The organism is Acidisoma sp. S159 (assembly GCF_009766125.1).
In the GTDB taxonomy this organism is placed as follows: domain Bacteria; phylum Pseudomonadota; class Alphaproteobacteria; order Acetobacterales; family Acetobacteraceae; genus Acidisoma.
The window spans coordinates 183,881-201,297 of sequence record NZ_LMUG01000045.1; the positions used below are offsets into that span (position 1 = coordinate 183,881).

The window sequence follows — 17,417 nt, forward strand, 5'->3', positions numbered from 1 at the left end:
AGGGGAAATATGTCGATGCCGTTCACTCTGCCGTCCTGGCTGCCGTGGTGGGTGCCGATCCTGGTCCTCGTCCCGGCGATTCTCTACGCCCTGCTGTTCCTCCTGATGCCCTTCAGCGTCATCGGCGTGAAGGGGCGGCTCGATGTCATCGAGGCGCGGCTGGATGAGCTTCAGGGTGAGATCCGCACCCTGTCGCTACGCCTCGGCGAGCCGGTGCGAGGTGGCTACCGTCCGGACGAGGACGCCTACGACCTCACGCCCGTGCCCTCCCGTGCGCCCAACCCGTCCTACGCGCCGGTCGCCTATTCGCGGCCTCCGGTACCGCCCGCCGCCGACAGCGACCCCTATACCTACGACGACAACGACAACGGCAACGGCCGGGATCGCTCGTCGCGCGCGAGCCGCCCCGCTCGGGATCAGCCGGGGCGGACCTCGCGCACGGAGCCCCGCTTCGACTGAGCCCAGAAACGCGCGCCCAGGAGGCTAGTTTGCGTATCAGCGTCATCCAGATGAGTCCCGGCGCGGAGAAGGCCGCCAATATCGCGCAGGCCCGCGACCTGATTCAGGGCGCGCTGGCGGATGGCCGCCCGCGTATGATCTCGCTGCCCGAGATGTGGTCCTGCCTCGGCGGCGACCGGGAAACCAAGTTTCGCGAGGCCGAGGATCTTCCGCCCCCCGGCTCGAACGAGCCCGGCGGTGAGGCCTACGAGTTCCTGCGGGAAGTGGCGCGCGCCAACGGCATCCATGTGCATGGCGGCTCGATCGCCGAACGCGCGGGCGACCGCCTCTACAACACCACCCTGGTCTTCGACACGGACGGCAGCGAAATCGCCCGCTACCGCAAGATTCACCTCTTCGACATCACGACGCCGGACGGGCAGGGCTACCGCGAAAGCGCCGTCTTCCGTGGCGGCAGCGATATCGTCACCTTCAAGCTGCAGGATGTCACGGTCGGGCTCGCCATCTGCTACGACCTCCGCTTCCCCGAGCTTTTCCTGAAGCTGCGTCGCGCCGGCGCCGACATCATCATGCTGCCCGCCGCCTTCACCTTGCAGACCGGCAAGGATCACTGGGAGGTCTTGCTGCGGGCGCGCGCGATCGAAACCCAGTGCTGGATCGCCGCCGCCGCCTGTTGGGGCCGCCATTTCGACGGCTCCGGCGAACCGCGCTTCACCTATGGCCATTCGCTGCTCTGCGACCCATGGGGCCAGGTGGTTGCCTTGGCGTCTGACGGGGTCGGCTGGGTTACCGGCCGCGCCGAGCGCACCATCACCGATAAGGTCCGGCGCGACATGCCGGTGCTCGACCACCGGAAGCTTGCGTGAGCGCGACCCAGGCGCTCAACCGTTCGGCCCTTCAGCGCGAACAGATCCTCGGCGAGCAGCGGCTCGAACGCATAGCCATCGTCGCGGCACCGACACTCCTGGCGCAGGAAGCCGGCGAACGCCTGATCAATCTCTACGGCAATGTTCCGGTGCTCGACGCGCAGGTTGTGGTGGCGCTGGGTGGCGACGGCTTCATGCTCGAAACGCTGCATCGCGTCTTGGGGCGGCCAATCCCGGTCTACGGCATGAATTGCGGCTCCGTAGGCTTTCTGATGAACAGCTTCTCCGAGGAGGGGCTGGTCGAGCGCCTCACTTGCTCCCAGGCCGCCGTCCTTCATCCGCTGCGGATGCATACGGTGACGCAAACCGGCTCAGTCGAGGAGGCGCTGGCCCTCAACGAGGTCAGCCTGCTCCGCCAGCTGCGCCAGACGGCTAAGCTTCGCGTCTCGGTGGATGGCCGGGTGCGGCTGCCGGAACTCATCTGCGACGGGATCCTGATCTCCACCCCCGCCGGTTCAACCGCCTACAATCTATCGGCGCACGGGCCCATCGTGCCGCTTTCCGCCAATCTTCTGCCGCTCACACCGATCAGCGCCTTCCGCCCACGCCGATGGCAAGGCGCGTTGCTGCCCAGTTCCGCCGATGTGCTGTTCGAGGTGCTGGAAGTGGAGAAGCGCCCGGTGGCGGCGGTGGCCGACAGCACCGAGGTGCGGAACGTCGTCTCCGTCGCGGTCAGCGAGGAACGCTCGATGTCCGTGACCGTCCTGTTCGACCCCGACCACGGCCTCTCCGAGCGCATCCTCGCGGAACAATTCGCCGCATGAGGGACGACGCCGCGCTGGCCGGCGAGGCGGCAGCCGGTGCCGAAACCGCGCTGCGCGATCTGCTCGACCTCATGGCCCGCCTGCGTGACCCCGAGCACGGCTGCCCCTGGGACCGCGCGCAAAGCTTCGCCACCATCGCGCCCTATACGATCGAGGAAGCCTACGAAGTCGCCGAGGCGATCGAGGGCGGCGAGCCATCCGCGCTGCGCGACGAACTCGGCGATCTGCTGTTCCAGGTCGTCTTCCACGCCCGCATGGCGGAGGAGCAGGGGCTGTTCTCCTTCGCCGATGTCGCAAGCGGCATCACCGCCAAGATGCGTCGCCGCCATCCGCATGTCTTCGGCGATGCAGGCCCGCGAGATGCCACAACGCAAAACGCCGCCTGGGAAGCCCAGAAGGCCGCCGAGCGCGCCGCAAAGCCCGGCGCCCCCAGCGCGCTCTCCGGCGTAGCCGTCAATCTGCCCGCGCTCACCCGCGCCGAGAAGCTCTCGGCCCGCGCCGCCCGCGTGGGCTTCGACTGGCCTGATCTCGACCAGCTTTTCGCCAAGCTCGACGAGGAAGTGGCGGAGCTTAAGGCGGAAATCGCCGGGGCGCGGCAGGACCGGCTGGCCGACGAAATTGGCGACTTGCTCTTCGTGGTGGCTAATCTCTGCCGCAAGCTAGGCCTCGACGCTGAGGCCAGCCTGCGCGGCGCGAATGCCAAGTTCACCCGCCGCTTCCAGGGTATCGAGGCCCGTCTTGCCGCTACCGGTCGTGTAATGACGGATGAGCCCCTAGACGTGCTCGAAGCGCATTGGCAGGAGGTCAAGCGAGGCGAGGGGGCGTGATCCCGCCAGCGGGCATGGTAAAGAGCCCGCATGAGTGATGCTCCTCCGCCTTCCCCGTCCCGCCGGCCGCGCCGCCGTTTCAGAATCCTGACCTGGATTCTTCTCCTGATCATCCTGGTGCCATTGGCGGCCGCCGGGATCTTCATCGCGAGTTTCGATCCCAACGCCTATCGAGGCCGTATCGCCGCGGCACTCTCCCAGGCGACCGGGCGGCAGGTGACGCTTGCCGGGCCGCTCTCCCTGGCGCTGACGCCAGTGCCCAGCCTGAGGGCACAAGACCTGAGGCTGGCGAACCTGCCGGGCGGCTCCGCCGCCGAAATGGTCCAGGTCGCGGAAATCGAAGCCTCGATCTCGCTTTGGCCGCTGCTGAGCCACCGCATAGCGCTGACGCGGCTCGTCCTCCATCAGCCGCGTATCTTGCTGGAGCGCGTCGGCGGTCAGCCCAACTGGATCTTCCATCCCAATCCGCCGGCGGCATCGACTGTTTCGGCTAACAGCTCAGGCGCCGCCCAGCCCTGGCACCTCTCGCTGCGGTCTTTTCGGCTGATCGACGCCGGCCTCGTCTGGCGTGGTGCTGGCGGTGATGAGAGTATCGATGTGGCGGATGCCTCCGTCACGTCGAATGCGGATGATGGTCCGATCACGCTGCACGGCGCGATACGGTGGCGGGACGTGCCGGTCACCCTCGAAGGAACCACCGGACCGATCGACGATCTGCTCGCCGGTAGCGCCACCGGCAACTGGCCCCTCGACCTGACGCTGAGCGCCGCCGGCTCGAAAGCGAACCTTCAGGGCAGCGTCGCCGACCCAATGCACGCCACCGGCTATATTCTGACGCTACGTGGGGAGATCGCCGCGCTCGAAACCCTGGGGCCGCTTCTGCCGCCGGGCCTGCTCCCAGCAGGCACGACGCTGCCGCCGCTGCATGGGGTCACCGTCTCCGCCATGCTCGACCAGGATGCGAAGGGTGCCCCGCGCATCAGCCGGATCGCGGCTCAGGCCCAGGCCTCCGACCTCGGAACGCTGCTCCCCGGTCTCAAGCTCGACAGTCTTTCCCTCATCGCACCCGCGATGGATCAGCCGGTAACGGTCAATATCCTCGGCGAACGTCACGACTTCGCCTTCACAGTCTCCGGCACGCTCGGCGCCATCGCCGCGCTGCGCGGTCCGGCACAGACCGCCTATCCGCTCGATCTCGTCCTGAGCGCCGGGCAGTCCAACCTGCATGCCCAGGGCACGCTGGCCCAGCCGCTCGTCCTGAAGGGCGCAAATGTCGCGCTCTCCGCCCAGGTCGCCAACCTCGCGACGCTGTCCCCACTCTTCGAGGCGCCCTTACCAGCCGCCACGGCCCTGACTGGCTCCGCTAATCTCGCCGATGCGCCCGAGGGTTTCGCGCATGGTCTTGCGCTTACCCGCCTGAGCCTCAACGGGCCCGAGGGAGATCTAGGCGGCGAAGTCGCCGTCACCTATGGCGGCCGGACCGCCGTCAACGCGACGCTACGCTCCACCCGTCTCGACCTCGACGCGTTGCGCGCCATGGGTCAGCCGCTTGTCCCGCTGTCCGCCATGCCGGCAGCCCCGCCACCTCCGCCACCGGCAGCGCCGGCTCCCGCGCATGCCGAGCCGCGGCGCGTGATCCCGGACCTGCCGCTTCCGGTCGCCGCGCTCCGTAGTTTCGATGGCGATCTGCGGCTTGGCTTCGTCAGCCTGAGGCTCGGGGGAGCCGAATACCGTGCGCTCGTCACCCGCGTGACCCTGGACCATGGGAAGCTCGCGCTGATGCCATCCTCCGTGGTGGTTCCCGGCGGTGCCATGGTGGCAGCCGGAAGCCTCGATGCTTCGGGCGCGGTGCCGCAGGTTTCGCTCTCGGCCCAGGCGCCGAACATTGCATTGGCCCCGGTGCTGGCGGCCCTCGGGCTGGGTGGAGCCGGGCAGGGCTTCGGCCAGGTCTTCGCCAGCCTCAACGCGAGCGGTGCCACCACTCGCGCGCTGGCCGCCAGCCTCAGCGGTCCGCTCGGCATCTCCGTCGTCAATGGTGTGGTCGATGGGCAGATGCTCGCCCGCGTCTTCGCCCCGGCGTTCAAGGCCGCGCGCGTTCTGCCGCCGGCGCTGCTCGCCGCCGCCGGTTCGCTGCCGCTGCGGTGCCTCGCCCTGCGGCTCGACTCCACCGCCGGCCACGCCAACGTTGCCGCCTTGGTCTTCGACAGTAGTCTGCTCCTGCTCCAGGGAACCGGCACGATCGACCTGGGTTCCGAGACCCTCGCTATTGCGCTGAACCCCGAGCTGCACCTCGGCCGCAGCAACCTTAAGGTTCCGCTGACGCTTGCCGGGACCTTCGCTCAGCCGCGCATCTCGGGCGGCGATGTGAGCGTCAACGATCAGCATACCGCTGGTCTGAACGGGTTGCTCCAGTCTCTGCTGAGCGGTGCGCATTCCGCCCCGCCGACCTCCAGCGCCTGCGCCCCGGCGCTCGCCCTCGCGCGTAACGGTCAGCCGGGTCCGATGCCGGACAACAATCCCGGTGGCGGCATCCTCAACAAGCCGATCAATCTGTTCGAGCAATTGCTGCATGGCCAAGGCGGCTAGGCCATGAAACGCCTCTGGCAGCGGGCAAGCTACGGCGCGAGCGAATACGGCTTCGCGATCCTGCTCGACGGCCGCCCGATGCGCCTGCCGAGCGGCGAAACCCTGCCGCTGCGCCACGAGCCCCTGGCCCGCGCCATCGCCGAGGAATGGGACGGGGTTGGCCAAGGCAAGCCCAGCTTTTCCCCCGCCGATCTCCCACTGACCCAGCTCGCCGCCACGGCGCTGCTGCGCGTCGCGCCCGATCCGAAACCGGTCGCCGAGGCCGTCGCACGCTATGCGACAAGCGACCTGCTCTGCTATCGCGCCAGCCAGCCGGAGCTGCGGCAGCGGCAGGCGGCGGAGTGGCAGCCCTGGCTCGACTGGGCTGGCCGTAGCCTGGACGCCTGGCTGCGCGTGACGGAGGGCATTGCCCTGCTCGATCAGGATCCCGCCGCCCTCTCGGCCTTGTCCCGCGCGGCGCACCGGCAGGACGCCGATGCCCTTGCCGCGCTCGGCGTCATGGTGCCGATCCTGGGCAGTCTCGTGCTGGGTCTTGCTACGCTGGAAGGCGGTTTGGCGGCGGCGGAGGCCTATCGCCTGTCCTGTCTCGAAGAGCTGTTTCAGGAAGAGAAATGGGGTGAGGACCGTGAGGCCAGCCATCGCCGCGCCGTAGCGGAGCGGGACATGCTGGCCGCTGCGCGCTATGTCGCTCTGACGCGTCCTCTTCCGGAAGTCCCCCCGTTATGAGCAGCAAGCGCTTGATCATCGCCGGCCGCGTGCAAGGGATCGGCTACAGGGACTGGATGGTGAACCAGGCGCACGCCTTGGGCATTGACGGCTGGGTCCGCAACCGCGCCGACGGCACCGTCGAGGCGCTCGTCAGCGGCACCACGGACGCGGTCGAGGAATTGGCCCGCGCCTGCCGGCGGGGGCCACGCCTCGCTCAAGTCACCAGCATCACGGAAGAGAAGGCGGAACCGCCGCAGGAGCCGGGCTTCTTTTCCCGGCTATCACGGTAGCGGTTATGAGGTCAGAACCACTGGACACGCGTGGTCCGTGAGAGCGGGATGTCTTTCGTTCGAGCCGCGTTCATTCCACCACGTCATGCTCGGCGAAGGCCCAGCATCCACGCCTTGCTTGCTTCACAAAAAAGGCGTGGATGGCACGCCTTCGCGTGCCATGACGGATCTCTCTTGGTCGCGCTCTCAGGCTTCCGGCGCTGCGGCGACGATCGGTATTTCGCGGCTCTCACTATGGCTTTCGCGCTGCTCGCTCGAAAGCTGCTCCTCGGGTGAGCCAAATTCCTGCTCGTCCGTCGGCGGCTGCTCCTCGCCATTCGCCTGGCGCCGGGGCTGTCCATTCTGGTAGCCGGCCGGCTGATTCTGCTGCGCCTGCTGGTTGATGGCGCTCACGATGCGGAAGTAATGCTCGGCATACTGAAAGTAGCCTTCGCCCATCACCCGGTCGCCGGAGCTTGTCGCGTCCCGGCCGAGTTGCAAATACTTCTCGAACAACTGTTGAGCCGTTCCCCGAATGCGAAGATCAGGCCCATTGCTGTCGAAGACGTGATTGCGGTTGAGGGGGACGCCGCCGCCGCTGCCGCCGGAGTGATGCCGTATCGGGCCTCCGTTGCCGCCGCCTCCGCCGCCGCCAGTTCCGCGATGGCCACGGCCACGCATCCGCTTGATATTCATGAGTACGACATGTCGCTTTCCTATTCGCAAACCGCTCGGGCAGCGCCCCGGAGGGCCAGTCCGCCCAATCGACTTTACGCTTCGAACAAGGGTTTCTGGATCTGGCGCTATGGCTCGTTAGCCGAAAGCCCTGCACCGGATGCCAAATCACGGCGGGAGTTGCTCAACCCCGGCGCCATGCACAAACAAGCTAGACTGCGCCCCCCGATAAGCCAACTTCTTTTTGCAGGCGACCCAAGATCGTCACGCGGGGATGACCCGCAAGATCCGGGCGCGTTCCCTCGACAGCCAAACCGTAACCCTTCGCGAGCCGCGCCAAAGCCGTTTCCTGGCCGAGCCCGAACTCGAAGACCGCCTTTCCTACAGGCGTGAGGAGCCTGGCGAGGTCGGCAAACAGGCGGCGATAGGCGTCCAAACCATCCGCCCCGCCATCCAGCGCCAGCACAGGCTCGTGCCGCGCCACCTCGGGTTCCAGCCCCGCGATGTCGGCGGCCGGGATATAGGGCGGGTTGCTCAGCACAAGATCGAAGCGCCCGCTCAGGGCCCCCGCCCAGTCGCCCACCAGGAAAGCGGCGCGGCCGTTCAAACCCAGCCGCTCGGCGTTCCGTGCCGCCACCAGCGCCGCGCCCTCGGCGCGATCCACGCCAAGCCCCCAGGCCGCGCGGAACTCCGAAAGCGCCGCGAGCAGCAGACAGCCGCTGCCGGTGCCGAGATCGAGAATACGGCTCACCGCGCTTCGACCAGGAAAGCAGCCGAGAGCCGCCTCGATCACCGTTTCCGAATCCGGGCGTGGGATCAGCGTGTCCGCCGAGACCAGAAAATCGAGGCTCCAGAATTCGCGATGCCCGAGGATTGTGGCGGAAGATTCGCGCGCGGCCCGACGCGCGATGAAACCGGCAAACCGCGCCGCGACTTCAGGCGTGACCGCCTCGTCCTGACGGCGCAACAGCGTGGCGAGGTCACCCCCCAATGCATGTGCCAGAAGGATACGCGCCTCCCGGTGGGGCGCCTCGATACCGGCTTCGGCGAGAAGCGGCGTCGCGTTCCGCCAAGTCTCGCCGAGTGTCGCGGTCACTGATCCGAATCGGCGAAGGCCGCGAGGCGGGCAGCCTGATCTTCCTCGGTCAAAGCACTGATGATTTCATCCATCTCGCCGAGCAGCACGCGGTCGATCTTGTAAAGCGTAAGATTGATGCGGTGATCGGTGACACGGCCCTGCGGAAAATTGAAGGTGCGGATGCGCTCGCTGCGATCCCCCGTGCCGACCTGGCTGCGGCGATCGGCCGCGCGCGACGCATGCAGGCTGGTGCGCTGCTGCTCGTAAAGCCGGGCACGCAGGATCTTCATGGCCTTGGCGCGGTTCTTGTGCTGGCTTCTCTCTTCCTGCATCGCGACCACGACGCCGCTCGGAACATGCGTGATCCGGACCGCGCTTTCCGTCTTGTTGACGTGCTGGCCGCCGGCACCGGAGGCCCGATATACATCGATGCGCAGATCGCTTTCGTTGATCTCGACATCAACTTCCTCGGCTTCCGGCAGAACCGCGACTGTGACTGTGGACGTGTGGATGCGCCCCTGATTCTCGGTTGCCGGAACACGCTGCACGCGATGCACGCCTGATTCGAACTTCAGCCGCGCGAAGACATTGCGGCCGGTGATATTCGCGATGCCTTCCTTCAGCCCGCCCAGTTCCGTATCGGCATATTCCAGGATCTCGAAGCGCCAGCCCTGCAACTCGGCATAGCGCTGATACATGCCGAAAAGCTGCGAGGCGAAAAGCGCCGCCTCGTCGCCGCCGGCCGCCGGCCGAATTTCCAGGATGGCCGAGCGCGCATCGGCTTCATCTTTCGGCAGCAAGGCGAGGCGGATCTCGCTTTCCAATCGCGGGATTTGTGTGCGGAGCGTTTCGCTTTCCGCTTCCGCCATCTCGCGCATTTCGGGGTCGGCAAGCATGGCCTCGGCTTCGGTGACCCCGCGCTCGGTTTGCCGCAGCTCGCTGATGAGCGTGACGACCGGTTCGATCTCCGAAAGCTCACGAGACGCGCGGACGAATTCCTCACCGACCACACCCGAGGATAACCGGTCGCGCAACTCATCCGCGCGCAAAAGAATACGGTCGAGCTTTTCGGCGAGACTCATCTCAGCGCGTCCACCACGCCGTCGAGCGCCACTTCGCTTTGCGCGCCCGCCGCGAGATCCCGCAATTGCACAACACCGCGCGCAACCTCATCCGAGCCCAAAATGACGGCGGCGCGCGCCCCGATGCGGTTCGCGCGTTCCAGCCGGCGCTTGAGATTGCCGCGATAGCCGATATCCGCGCGAATCCCCGCCGCGCGCAGACGCTGAACCAATGCGAAGGCGGCACCTTCGTTTTCCTCGCCGACCGGAATCACCGAGACCGGTGCCGCGGCGGCGGGCGGTTCCGCGATGAGCATTGCCATGCGATCGACACCAGCCGCCCAGCCGACAGCGGGCGTGGGCGGCCCGCCCATTTCCTCGATGAGGCCGTCATAGCGGCCGCCGCCCAGAACGGTTCCCTGAGCGCCAAGGCTCTGCGTGACGAATTCGAAAGCCGTGTGATTGTAGTAATCCAGACCACGAACGATGCGCGGGTTCTCGATGAACGGCGTGCCGAGCGTCGTCAGATGCTCGCGCAGACGGTCATAGAAGCGCGCGGCCTCGACGGTCAGATGCGGTATGATGGTCGGCGCGTCAGCAACGATGCGGCGGTCACCTTCATCCTTGCTGTCGAGGATGCGCAGCGGGTTACGCTCCAGCCGCTGTTTGCTGTCGGCTGAAAGCGACGCCTCGTGGATGGTGAAGTAATCCACCAATGCCTGGCGATAGGCGTTGCGGCTTGCGATGTCACCGAGGGTATTCACCTCGACCACCACATCCTCAGCAATGCCGAGCGCGGTCAGAATGTCCCAGCCGCAGGCAATGACTTCGGCATCGGCCAGCGGCTCAGCTGGGCCGATCAGCTCTAGTCCGATTTGACTAAACTGCCGGTAGCGGCCTTTTTGCGGCCGCTCGTAGCGAAACATCGGGCCGGCGTAGAATACCTTTTGCGGCAGGGATTGCGTGAGTCCGTTGCTGACCAGCGCGCGACACACGGCGGCGGTATTCTCCGGCCGCAGTGTTACGCTGTCACCGCCGCGATCGGTGAAGGTGTACATTTCCTTCGTCACGACATCGGAAGTCTCGCCCAGCGTGCGGGCGAAGATGCGCGTGTCCTCGAAGATCGGCGTTACCCATTCCTCGAAGCCATAGAGGGCGGAAATCCGGCGCGCGGTGTCCATGACATGCCGGTGGCGCTGTTGCTCCTCGCCGATGAGATCGCGCGTGCCGCGGACGGGTTGGAGCTGCATGGGATTGGGCCTGGGGTGGAGGAGAGAGAAAAGAAATAGCCCCTCCCTGGAAGGGAGGGGTTGGGGTGGGTTGTTCGGCGTGGGCTTGGCGAGTGTAACCCAAGCGAACCCACCCCCGGCCCCTCCCTTACAGAGAGGGGAGCAGCGGCGTCGCTACTCTGCCGCGATGGCGGCGGGTTCGGCGGCGCGGATCGCGGCGGCTTTGGCCTCGACCATCTCGACCACGTGGTCGATCATCGCATCCTTGTCGATCGTATGGCTCTGCTTGCCGGCGGCATAGACCATGTGCCGCCCGGCGCCGCCGCCGGTGATGCCGAGATCGGTCATCGTCGCCTCGCCCGGCCCGTTCACCACGCAGCCGATGATGGAGAGCGTGAGCGGCGTCTCGATATGCGCCAGCCGGTCCTCCAGCGCCGCCACCGTGCGGATGACATCGAAGCCCTGCCGCGCGCAGGACGGGCAAGAAATGATGCGCACGCCGCGATGCCGGATGCCGAGCGACTTCAGCATCTCCCAGCCGACATGCACCTCTTCCTCGGGCTCAGCCGAAAGCGAGACGCGCAAAGTGTCGCCGATCCCGGCCCAAAGCAGCGAGCCAAGGCCGATCGAGGATTTCACCGTGCCGGTGCGCTTTCCGCCCGCTTCGGTGATGCCGATATGCAGCGGATGGTCACAGACTTCCGAGAGTTGCTGATAGGCCGCGACCGCCAGGAAGACGTCCGACGCCTTCACGCTGATCTTGAACTCGTGGAAGTCGTGGTCTTGCAGAATCTTGGCGTGTTCCAGCGCGCTCTCGACCAGCGCCTCCGGATTGGGTTCGCCGTATTTTTCGAGCAGATGGCGCTCCAGCGAGCCGGCATTGACGCCGATGCGGATCGAGCAGCCATGGTCCCGCGCCGCCTTCACCACCTCGCGCACCCGTTCGGCGCTGCCGATATTGCCGGGGTTGATGCGCAGGCAGGCAGCGCCGGCGACCGCGGCTTCGATAGCGCGGCGATAGTGGAAATGGATGTCTGCGACGATCGGCACATCGACCTGCCGGACAATCTCGTGCAGCGCCTTGGTGCTTTCCTGATCCGGGCAGGACACGCGCACGATGTCCACGCCGGCCTTCTCGGAAAGCCGGATCTGGGCGACGGTGCCATCGACATCCGTCGTCAGCGTATTCGTCATGGTTTGCACGGTGATGGGCGCATCGCCCCCCACCTTCACGCGCCCAACGCTGATTTGCCGGGACTTACGACGCTGAATTTGCTGATAGGGGCGGTAGCTCATAATGCGCTCCGTTGCGGGCTTTGCGAGACGATGACCGCGATAGTCATCCGTTCGTATGTCCCGCTGAATTGGTAACCGAAGGATTAGCGTCAGGTTTCGCTGGCGTGACGTCCGGCGCGGCAGCCGCAGGGCCGAGCTTGGTCTTCAGGCTTGCGGCATCCAGCGGCAGATTGCGGACGACATGACCCTTCAATGGGCCAAGCGGCGTGCCGCCCAGCGCGATCGTCGTGACGGTCGCATTGCCGGTGGTGAGGGTCAGCTCCGGCTGATCCGGCACCGTGTAGCTTTCGCCGGAGTGCAGCACATGCTGATAGATCACTCGCCCCGTGCCGTTCTTGATTTCGATCCAGGCATCGCCGCTGGCCTCGATGACCAGTTGCCCCGCCGAGGCCGAGAGCGCCGCCGAACCATCAGGGGCGGCGGGCGGCGGTGTCGCCTCCGCCAACGCGCCAAGCGCGGTCGGTGGCGTTGAAAGCCGAGCCGCCGGTGGTGGCGCTGGCATAGGCACCGCGGCGGCGGCCGAGGAGGGCGACACATCCGCGTCATTCGGCAGAGGCGGCCCAGGATCCGGCGTGACAACGGGCTTCGGACGTACCGGTGCCGGCTTGACCAGAGCGAACTTCGGCGCCGGCGGTGGCGCCAGAGGCTCCAGATGGGCGGGCAGGGAGTCGATTGAGGAAGCCATGCGTTCGCTGCGGCCGGAGTAGTGATACCAGCCAATATACCCCGCGATCACGATCACGGCACCCACCAAGACGAGCGCCCCAGCAGGGACTCCGCGCTGTGGCGCGGGAGCCGGGAAAACCAGGTCGGTCTTATGAGTGACCTCCTCCCGCTCGGCCTTGAACCGCCGGATCGCCTCGTTGGCGTCGAGGCCCAGCGCGATCGCGTAGGTCCGCACGAAGCCGACCGCATAGGCCGTCCCCGGCAGGTCCTGCAAATCGCCACGTTCGATCGCGTGGATGAAGGCGGGCTTGATCCGCAGCGCGTTGGCGACCCACTCCACCTCATAGCCAAGGCGTTCGCGGGCTTCTCTCAGCTCTGTCCCGATACGGGAGGTGCCGGCGCCGGGGCCACGGAAATCGTCCTCAGATCTGCCCCGATCGTCTGGAACCGAGCGTTTGGGTCTCTGAAAGGCTGCCACTCTCTCTCATTCCGTGCAGCTGCACCAGGAAGCGGGACAACGCGCGCAGATCGGCGTCCCGGGTCAACAGGCAAGTTTCGAGGGTGAGAATGCCCCGTTTTGGCGAGCGCGTCGACTCGCCTCACGCTTATTCTACTGCCGGCCGACCGCGCCAGCGCAGGGTTAATGGGCAAGCCATTCTCCCGGCGCTGGTCTGGTCGTGTCTCCGCCGCTACTCCGCGGCGATTTCCTCGCCGGTGAGCGCGCCCGTGTCGGACCGCAGACTGCGGCCATCGGCACGTCCGGTCGCGATCGCGCGCAGCCGGTTCATCACGCTGCCCGTGCCCGCCGGGATCAGGCGGCCCACGATCACGTTCTCCTTGAGGCCCTGCAAGCTGTCGATCTTGCCGGCGGTCGCCGCCTCGGTCAGCACGCGCGTGGTCTCCTGGAAGGACGCGGCGCTGATGAAGCTGTGGGTCTGCAGGCTGGCCTTGGTGATGCCCTGAAGCACAGGCATCGCCGAAGCCACGCGCTCGCCCGCGGCGATCCGCTTGTTGTTCTCGGCATCGAACTCCGTCCGGTCGACCTGCTCTCCCGTGAGGAAGGTCGTGTCGCCCGGCTCGGTGATCTCAACCTTCTGCAGCATCTGGCGAACGATCACCTCGATGTGCTTGTCGTTGATCTTCACGCCCTGGAGCCGGTACACGTCCTGGATCTCGTTGACGAGATAGTCGGACAGTGCCTCGACACCCAGCACGCGCAGGATGTCATGCGGCACGCGCGGACCGTCGACCAGCGGGTCGCCGAGACGCACGAAGTCGCCTTCCTGCACCGAGACGTGCTTGCCCTTGGGAATGAGATACTCGCTCTCTTCCCCGGTCTCGTCGTTCTTCACGATGACCCGGCGCTTCGCCTTGTAGTCCTTGCCGAATTCCACGCGGCCGTCGTTCTCGGCGATGATCGCGTGATCCTTCGGGCGCCGCGCCTCGAACAGCTCCGCCACGCGCGGCAGGCCGCCCGTGATGTCGCGCGTCTTGCTGCCTTCGCGCGGGATACGCGCCAGCACGTCACCGGCCGCGACCGTCGCGCCATTCTCGATCGAGAGAATGGAGTCCGGCTGCAGGAAGTAGCGCGCCTCGCCACCATTCGGCAGCTTGATGACCTCGCCCTTGGCATCCTTCAGCTGGAGGCGCGGCCGCAGATCGACGTTCTTCGCCGCCTGCTTGTAATCGACCACGATCTTCGAGGTCAGGCCGGTGACTTCGTCCATCCGCTCGACCAGCGTGATACCCTCGATCAGATCGGCGAACTCAACCACGCCGTTCTTCTCGGTGATGATCGGCAGGGTGTAGGGGTCCCACTCCGCCAGCTTCTGGCCGCGCACCACCGGCTGGGTATCGTCCGTGAGCAGCCGCGCGCCGTAAGGCACGCGGAAGCGCGCACGCTCCCGTCCGTTGCTGTCGGCCAGCACGATTTCGCAATTGCGGCTCATCACCACGGGCACGCCCGAGCTGTTGATAACCACGTTGCGGTTACGCACCACAACCGAGCCTTCATGGCTCGCCTCCACGCTCGACTGCTCCGCGCCACGCTGCGCGGCACCGCCGATGTGGAAAGTGCGCATCGTGAGCTGCGTGCCAGGCTCGCCGATGGACTGCGCGGCGATGACGCCCACCGCCTCACCGGCATTGACCCGGGTGCCACGCGCAAGATCGCGCCCGTAGCAATGGCCGCAACAGCCGATCTCGGCCTCGCAGGTCAGCACCGAGCGGATCTTCACCGCCTCGACACCCGACTTTTCGATGAGGTCGGCTTCCTCTTCCTCGATCAGCGTATTGTTCGCCAGCAGCACCTTCGCCGTCACAGGGTCCAGCACATCCTCGCAGGAGAAGCGGCCGAGGATACGTTCGGAAAGCGACGACACCACCTCGCCGCCATCCATGACGGCGCGCACGGTGAGGCCCTTATCGGTACCGCAGTCTTCCTCGACGATGATGCTGTCCTGCGCGACGTCCACCAGACGGCGCGTGAGATAGCCGGAGTTCGCCGTCTTCAACGCGGTATCCGCGAGACCCTTACGGGCGCCGTGGGTCGAGTTGAAGTATTCGAGAACCGACAGGCCTTCCTTGAAGTTGGCGATAATCGGCTGCTCGATGATTTCGCCCGAGGGCTTCGCCATCAAGCCGCGCATGCCCGCGAGCTGGCGCATCTGCGCCGGCGATCCACGCGCGCCGGAATGGCTCATCATCCAGACCGAGTTGGTCGGCGTGCCGATCTCCTGCTTGGAGATCTCCTTCATCATGGCGCTGGCGACGAGGTCGGTGCAGCGCGACCAGGCGTCCACCACCTTGTTGTAGCGCTCGCCGGCCGTGATCAGACCGTCCTGATACTGCTGCTCGAATTCCTTCACCTCGCCCTGGGTGCTCAGGATCAGTTCCGGCTTCTCCTTCGGGATGATCAGGTCATCCTTGCCGAAGGACAGGCCCGCCTTGGCGGCGTTGCTGAAGCCCAGGCCCATCATGCGGTCGGCGAAGATCACGCATTCTTTCTGGCCGCAGTGGCGGTAGACCGCGTCGATCACGTCCGACACGTTCTTCTTCGTCAGCTGCTTGTTGATCAGCGTGAAGGGCACGTTCTGATGCAGCGGCAGGATCTGCTGGATCAGCATACGGCCCGGCGTGGTCACGACAACGCGGCGCACCGGCTCGCCGGGACCTTCCTGCACCAGGATCCGCGCGCGGATCTTGTCATGCATCTGCACGCGCTTGGCGGCCAGCGCATGCTCGATCTCGCCGATCGTCCCGAAAGCCGGGGCGTCGTTGTCCACCGCCACTCGGAATTCCGGCGTCTCCAGCGACAGATAGTACAGGCCGAGCACGATGTCCTGGCTCGGCACGATGATCGGCTTGCCGTTCGCGGGGCTCAGGATGTTGTTCGTCGACATCATAAGCACGCGGGCTTCGAGCTGCGCTTCCACGCTCAGCGGCACATGGACCGCCATCTGGTCGCCGTCGAAATCCGCGTTGAAGGCGGTGCAGACCAGCGGGTGAAGCTGGATCGCCTTGCCTTCGATCAGCACCGGCTCGAAAGCCTGGATGCCGAGGCGATGCAAGGTCGGCGCGCGGTTGAGCATCACGGGATGCTCGCGGATCACCTCTTCCAGAATGTCCCAGACCTCGGGACGCTCTTTCTCGACCATCCGCTTGGCGGCCTTGATGGTCGTCGCGTGACCGTATTTTTCGAGCTTGGCGTAGATGAAGGGCTTGAACAGCTCCAGCGCCATCTTCTTCGGCAGGCCGCACTGGTGCAGCTTCAGCTCCGGACCCACAACGATGACCGAGCGGCCCGAGTAATCGACGCGCTTGCCGAGCAGGTTCTGGCGGAAACGGCCTTGCTTGCCCTTCAGCATGTCGGACAGCGACTTCAGCGGACGCTTATTGGCGCCGGTAATGGCGCGGCCACGGCGGCCGTTGTCAAACAGCGCGTCAACGCTTTCCTGCAACATGCGCTTCTCGTTGCGCACGATGATATCGGGCGCGCGCAGCTCGATGAGGCGCTTCAACCGGTTGTTGCGGTTGATGACGCGGCGGTAGAGATCATTGAGATCCGAGGTTGCGAAGCGGCCGCCATCCAGCGGCACCAGAGGCCGCAGCTCGGGCGGAATCACCGGCACCACGTCGAGGATCATCCAGCCGGGCTTGCTGCCGCTCTCGGCGAAAGCCTCGATGAGCTTAAGACGCTTGACCAGCTTCTTGCGCTTGGCCTCGCTCGTCGTGGTCTTGAGATCGACGCGCAGCCGCGTCTTCTCGGCATCCAAGTCGATGTCGTTGAGAATGCGCTTCACCGCCTCGGCACCGATGCCGGCACGGAAAGCGTCCTCGCCAAACTCGTCCTGCTTCGACATCAGCTGATCTTCGTTCAGCATCTGGTGCAGCTTGAGATCGGTCAGGCCAGGTTCAAGAACGATATAGCTCTCGAAATACAGAACCTTTTCTAGGTCCTTCAGCGTCAGGTCGACCATCAGCCCGATGCGCGAGGGCAGAGACTTCAGGAACCAGATATGGGCGACGGGCGAGGCAAGCTCGATATGGCCCATGCGCTCGCGCCGGACCTTGGCGAGCGTGACTTCCACGCCGCATTTCTCGCAGATGATGCCGCGGAACTTCATGCGCTTGTACTTGCCGCACAGGCACTCGTAGTCCTTGATCGGTCCGAAAATCCGCGCGCAGAAAAGCCCGTCCCGCTCCGGCTTGAAGGTGCGGTAGTTGATGGTCTCGGGCTTCTTGATCTCGCCATAAGACCAGCTCCGCACCTGCTCGGGCGAAGCGATCTGGATCTTGATCTCGTCAAAGGTCATCGGCTGACCGGTTTGACCGAGAATCTTCATAAGTTCGTTCATGCAGATCCTACCTTCAG

At 65.8% G+C, this 17,417-nt stretch carries 14 protein-coding genes; 7 read left to right on the forward strand and 7 right to left on the reverse strand.

Annotated elements, in window-relative coordinates; all coding sequences use genetic code 11:
• The first annotated feature begins 15 nt into the window (after positions 1-15).
• From GSQ92_RS14040 to GSQ92_RS14070, 7 genes are read left to right on the forward strand one after another with little or no spacing between them, the layout of a single operon-like run.
• Entirely contained in the window at positions 16-459 is a 444-nt protein-coding gene (locus tag GSQ92_RS14040) for a hypothetical protein (RefSeq protein ID WP_158803791.1), read from the forward strand.
• 29 nt (positions 460-488) lie between these two features.
• Complete coding sequence (locus GSQ92_RS14045) at positions 489-1,325, forward strand: carbon-nitrogen hydrolase family protein (protein ID WP_158803792.1); 837 nt, start codon at positions 489-491, stop codon at positions 1,323-1,325.
• Positions 1,326-1,369: 44 nt separating this feature from the next.
• Positions 1,370-2,149, forward strand: coding sequence for an NAD kinase (locus GSQ92_RS14050; RefSeq protein ID WP_158803845.1), 780 nt, complete (start codon positions 1,370-1,372; stop codon positions 2,147-2,149).
• Positions 2,146-2,976: a nucleoside triphosphate pyrophosphohydrolase gene (gene mazG / locus GSQ92_RS14055; protein ID WP_158803793.1), complete on the forward strand. Its 831-nt coding sequence runs from the start codon at positions 2,146-2,148 to the stop codon at positions 2,974-2,976. Before GSQ92_RS14050 ends, mazG begins: the two co-directional genes overlap by 4 nt.
• Before the next feature lie 30 nt (positions 2,977-3,006).
• The gene (locus tag GSQ92_RS14060; RefSeq protein ID WP_159013621.1) at positions 3,007-5,562 is read left to right on the forward strand and encodes an AsmA family protein; all 2,556 of its coding nucleotides are present in this window, start codon (positions 3,007-3,009) and stop codon (positions 5,560-5,562) included.
• 3 nt (positions 5,563-5,565) lie between these two features.
• On the forward strand, positions 5,566-6,288 hold the full coding sequence (locus GSQ92_RS14065; RefSeq protein WP_158803795.1) for an ATP12 family chaperone protein: 723 nt from the start codon (positions 5,566-5,568) through the stop codon (positions 6,286-6,288).
• Positions 6,285-6,560 (forward strand): acylphosphatase, encoded by a 276-nt coding sequence (locus GSQ92_RS14070; protein ID WP_159013622.1) that lies wholly within the window; start codon positions 6,285-6,287, stop codon positions 6,558-6,560. The genes GSQ92_RS14065 and GSQ92_RS14070 overlap by 4 nt, the downstream gene beginning before the upstream one ends.
• Before the next feature lie 186 nt (positions 6,561-6,746).
• Here the strand turns inward: GSQ92_RS14070 and GSQ92_RS14075 are convergent, their stop codons facing one another.
• From GSQ92_RS14075 to rpoC, 7 genes are all read right to left on the reverse strand, one after another.
• Positions 6,747-7,235 carry a DUF4167 domain-containing protein gene (locus GSQ92_RS14075; protein ID WP_158803797.1) on the reverse strand — a complete coding sequence of 163 codons (489 nt, stop codon included), beginning with the start codon at positions 7,233-7,235 and terminating at the stop codon, positions 6,747-6,749.
• Positions 7,236-7,425: 190 nt separating this feature from the next.
• Positions 7,426-8,310 (reverse strand): peptide chain release factor N(5)-glutamine methyltransferase, encoded by an 885-nt coding sequence (gene prmC, locus GSQ92_RS14080; RefSeq protein ID WP_158803798.1) that lies wholly within the window; start codon positions 8,308-8,310, stop codon positions 7,426-7,428.
• Positions 8,307-9,374 (reverse strand): peptide chain release factor 1, encoded by a 1,068-nt coding sequence (gene prfA / locus GSQ92_RS14085; protein ID WP_158803799.1) that lies wholly within the window; start codon positions 9,372-9,374, stop codon positions 8,307-8,309. The genes prmC and prfA overlap by 4 nt, the downstream gene beginning before the upstream one ends.
• A complete protein-coding gene (gene hisS / locus GSQ92_RS14090; protein WP_158803800.1) occupies positions 9,371-10,603 on the reverse strand; it encodes a histidine--tRNA ligase in 1,233 nt (410 codons plus the stop codon). Before hisS ends, prfA begins: the two co-directional genes overlap by 4 nt.
• 153 nt (positions 10,604-10,756) lie before the next feature.
• Entirely contained in the window at positions 10,757-11,881 is a 1,125-nt protein-coding gene (gene ispG, locus GSQ92_RS14095) for a flavodoxin-dependent (E)-4-hydroxy-3-methylbut-2-enyl-diphosphate synthase (RefSeq protein WP_158803846.1), read from the reverse strand.
• Between the two features lie 40 nt (positions 11,882-11,921).
• Entirely contained in the window at positions 11,922-13,022 is a 1,101-nt protein-coding gene (locus tag GSQ92_RS14100) for a RodZ domain-containing protein (RefSeq protein WP_158803801.1), read from the reverse strand.
• Between the two features lie 211 nt (positions 13,023-13,233).
• Complete coding sequence (gene rpoC / locus GSQ92_RS14105) at positions 13,234-17,400, reverse strand: DNA-directed RNA polymerase subunit beta' (RefSeq protein WP_158803802.1); 4,167 nt, start codon at positions 17,398-17,400, stop codon at positions 13,234-13,236.
• Positions 17,401-17,417: the final 17 nt, after the last annotated feature.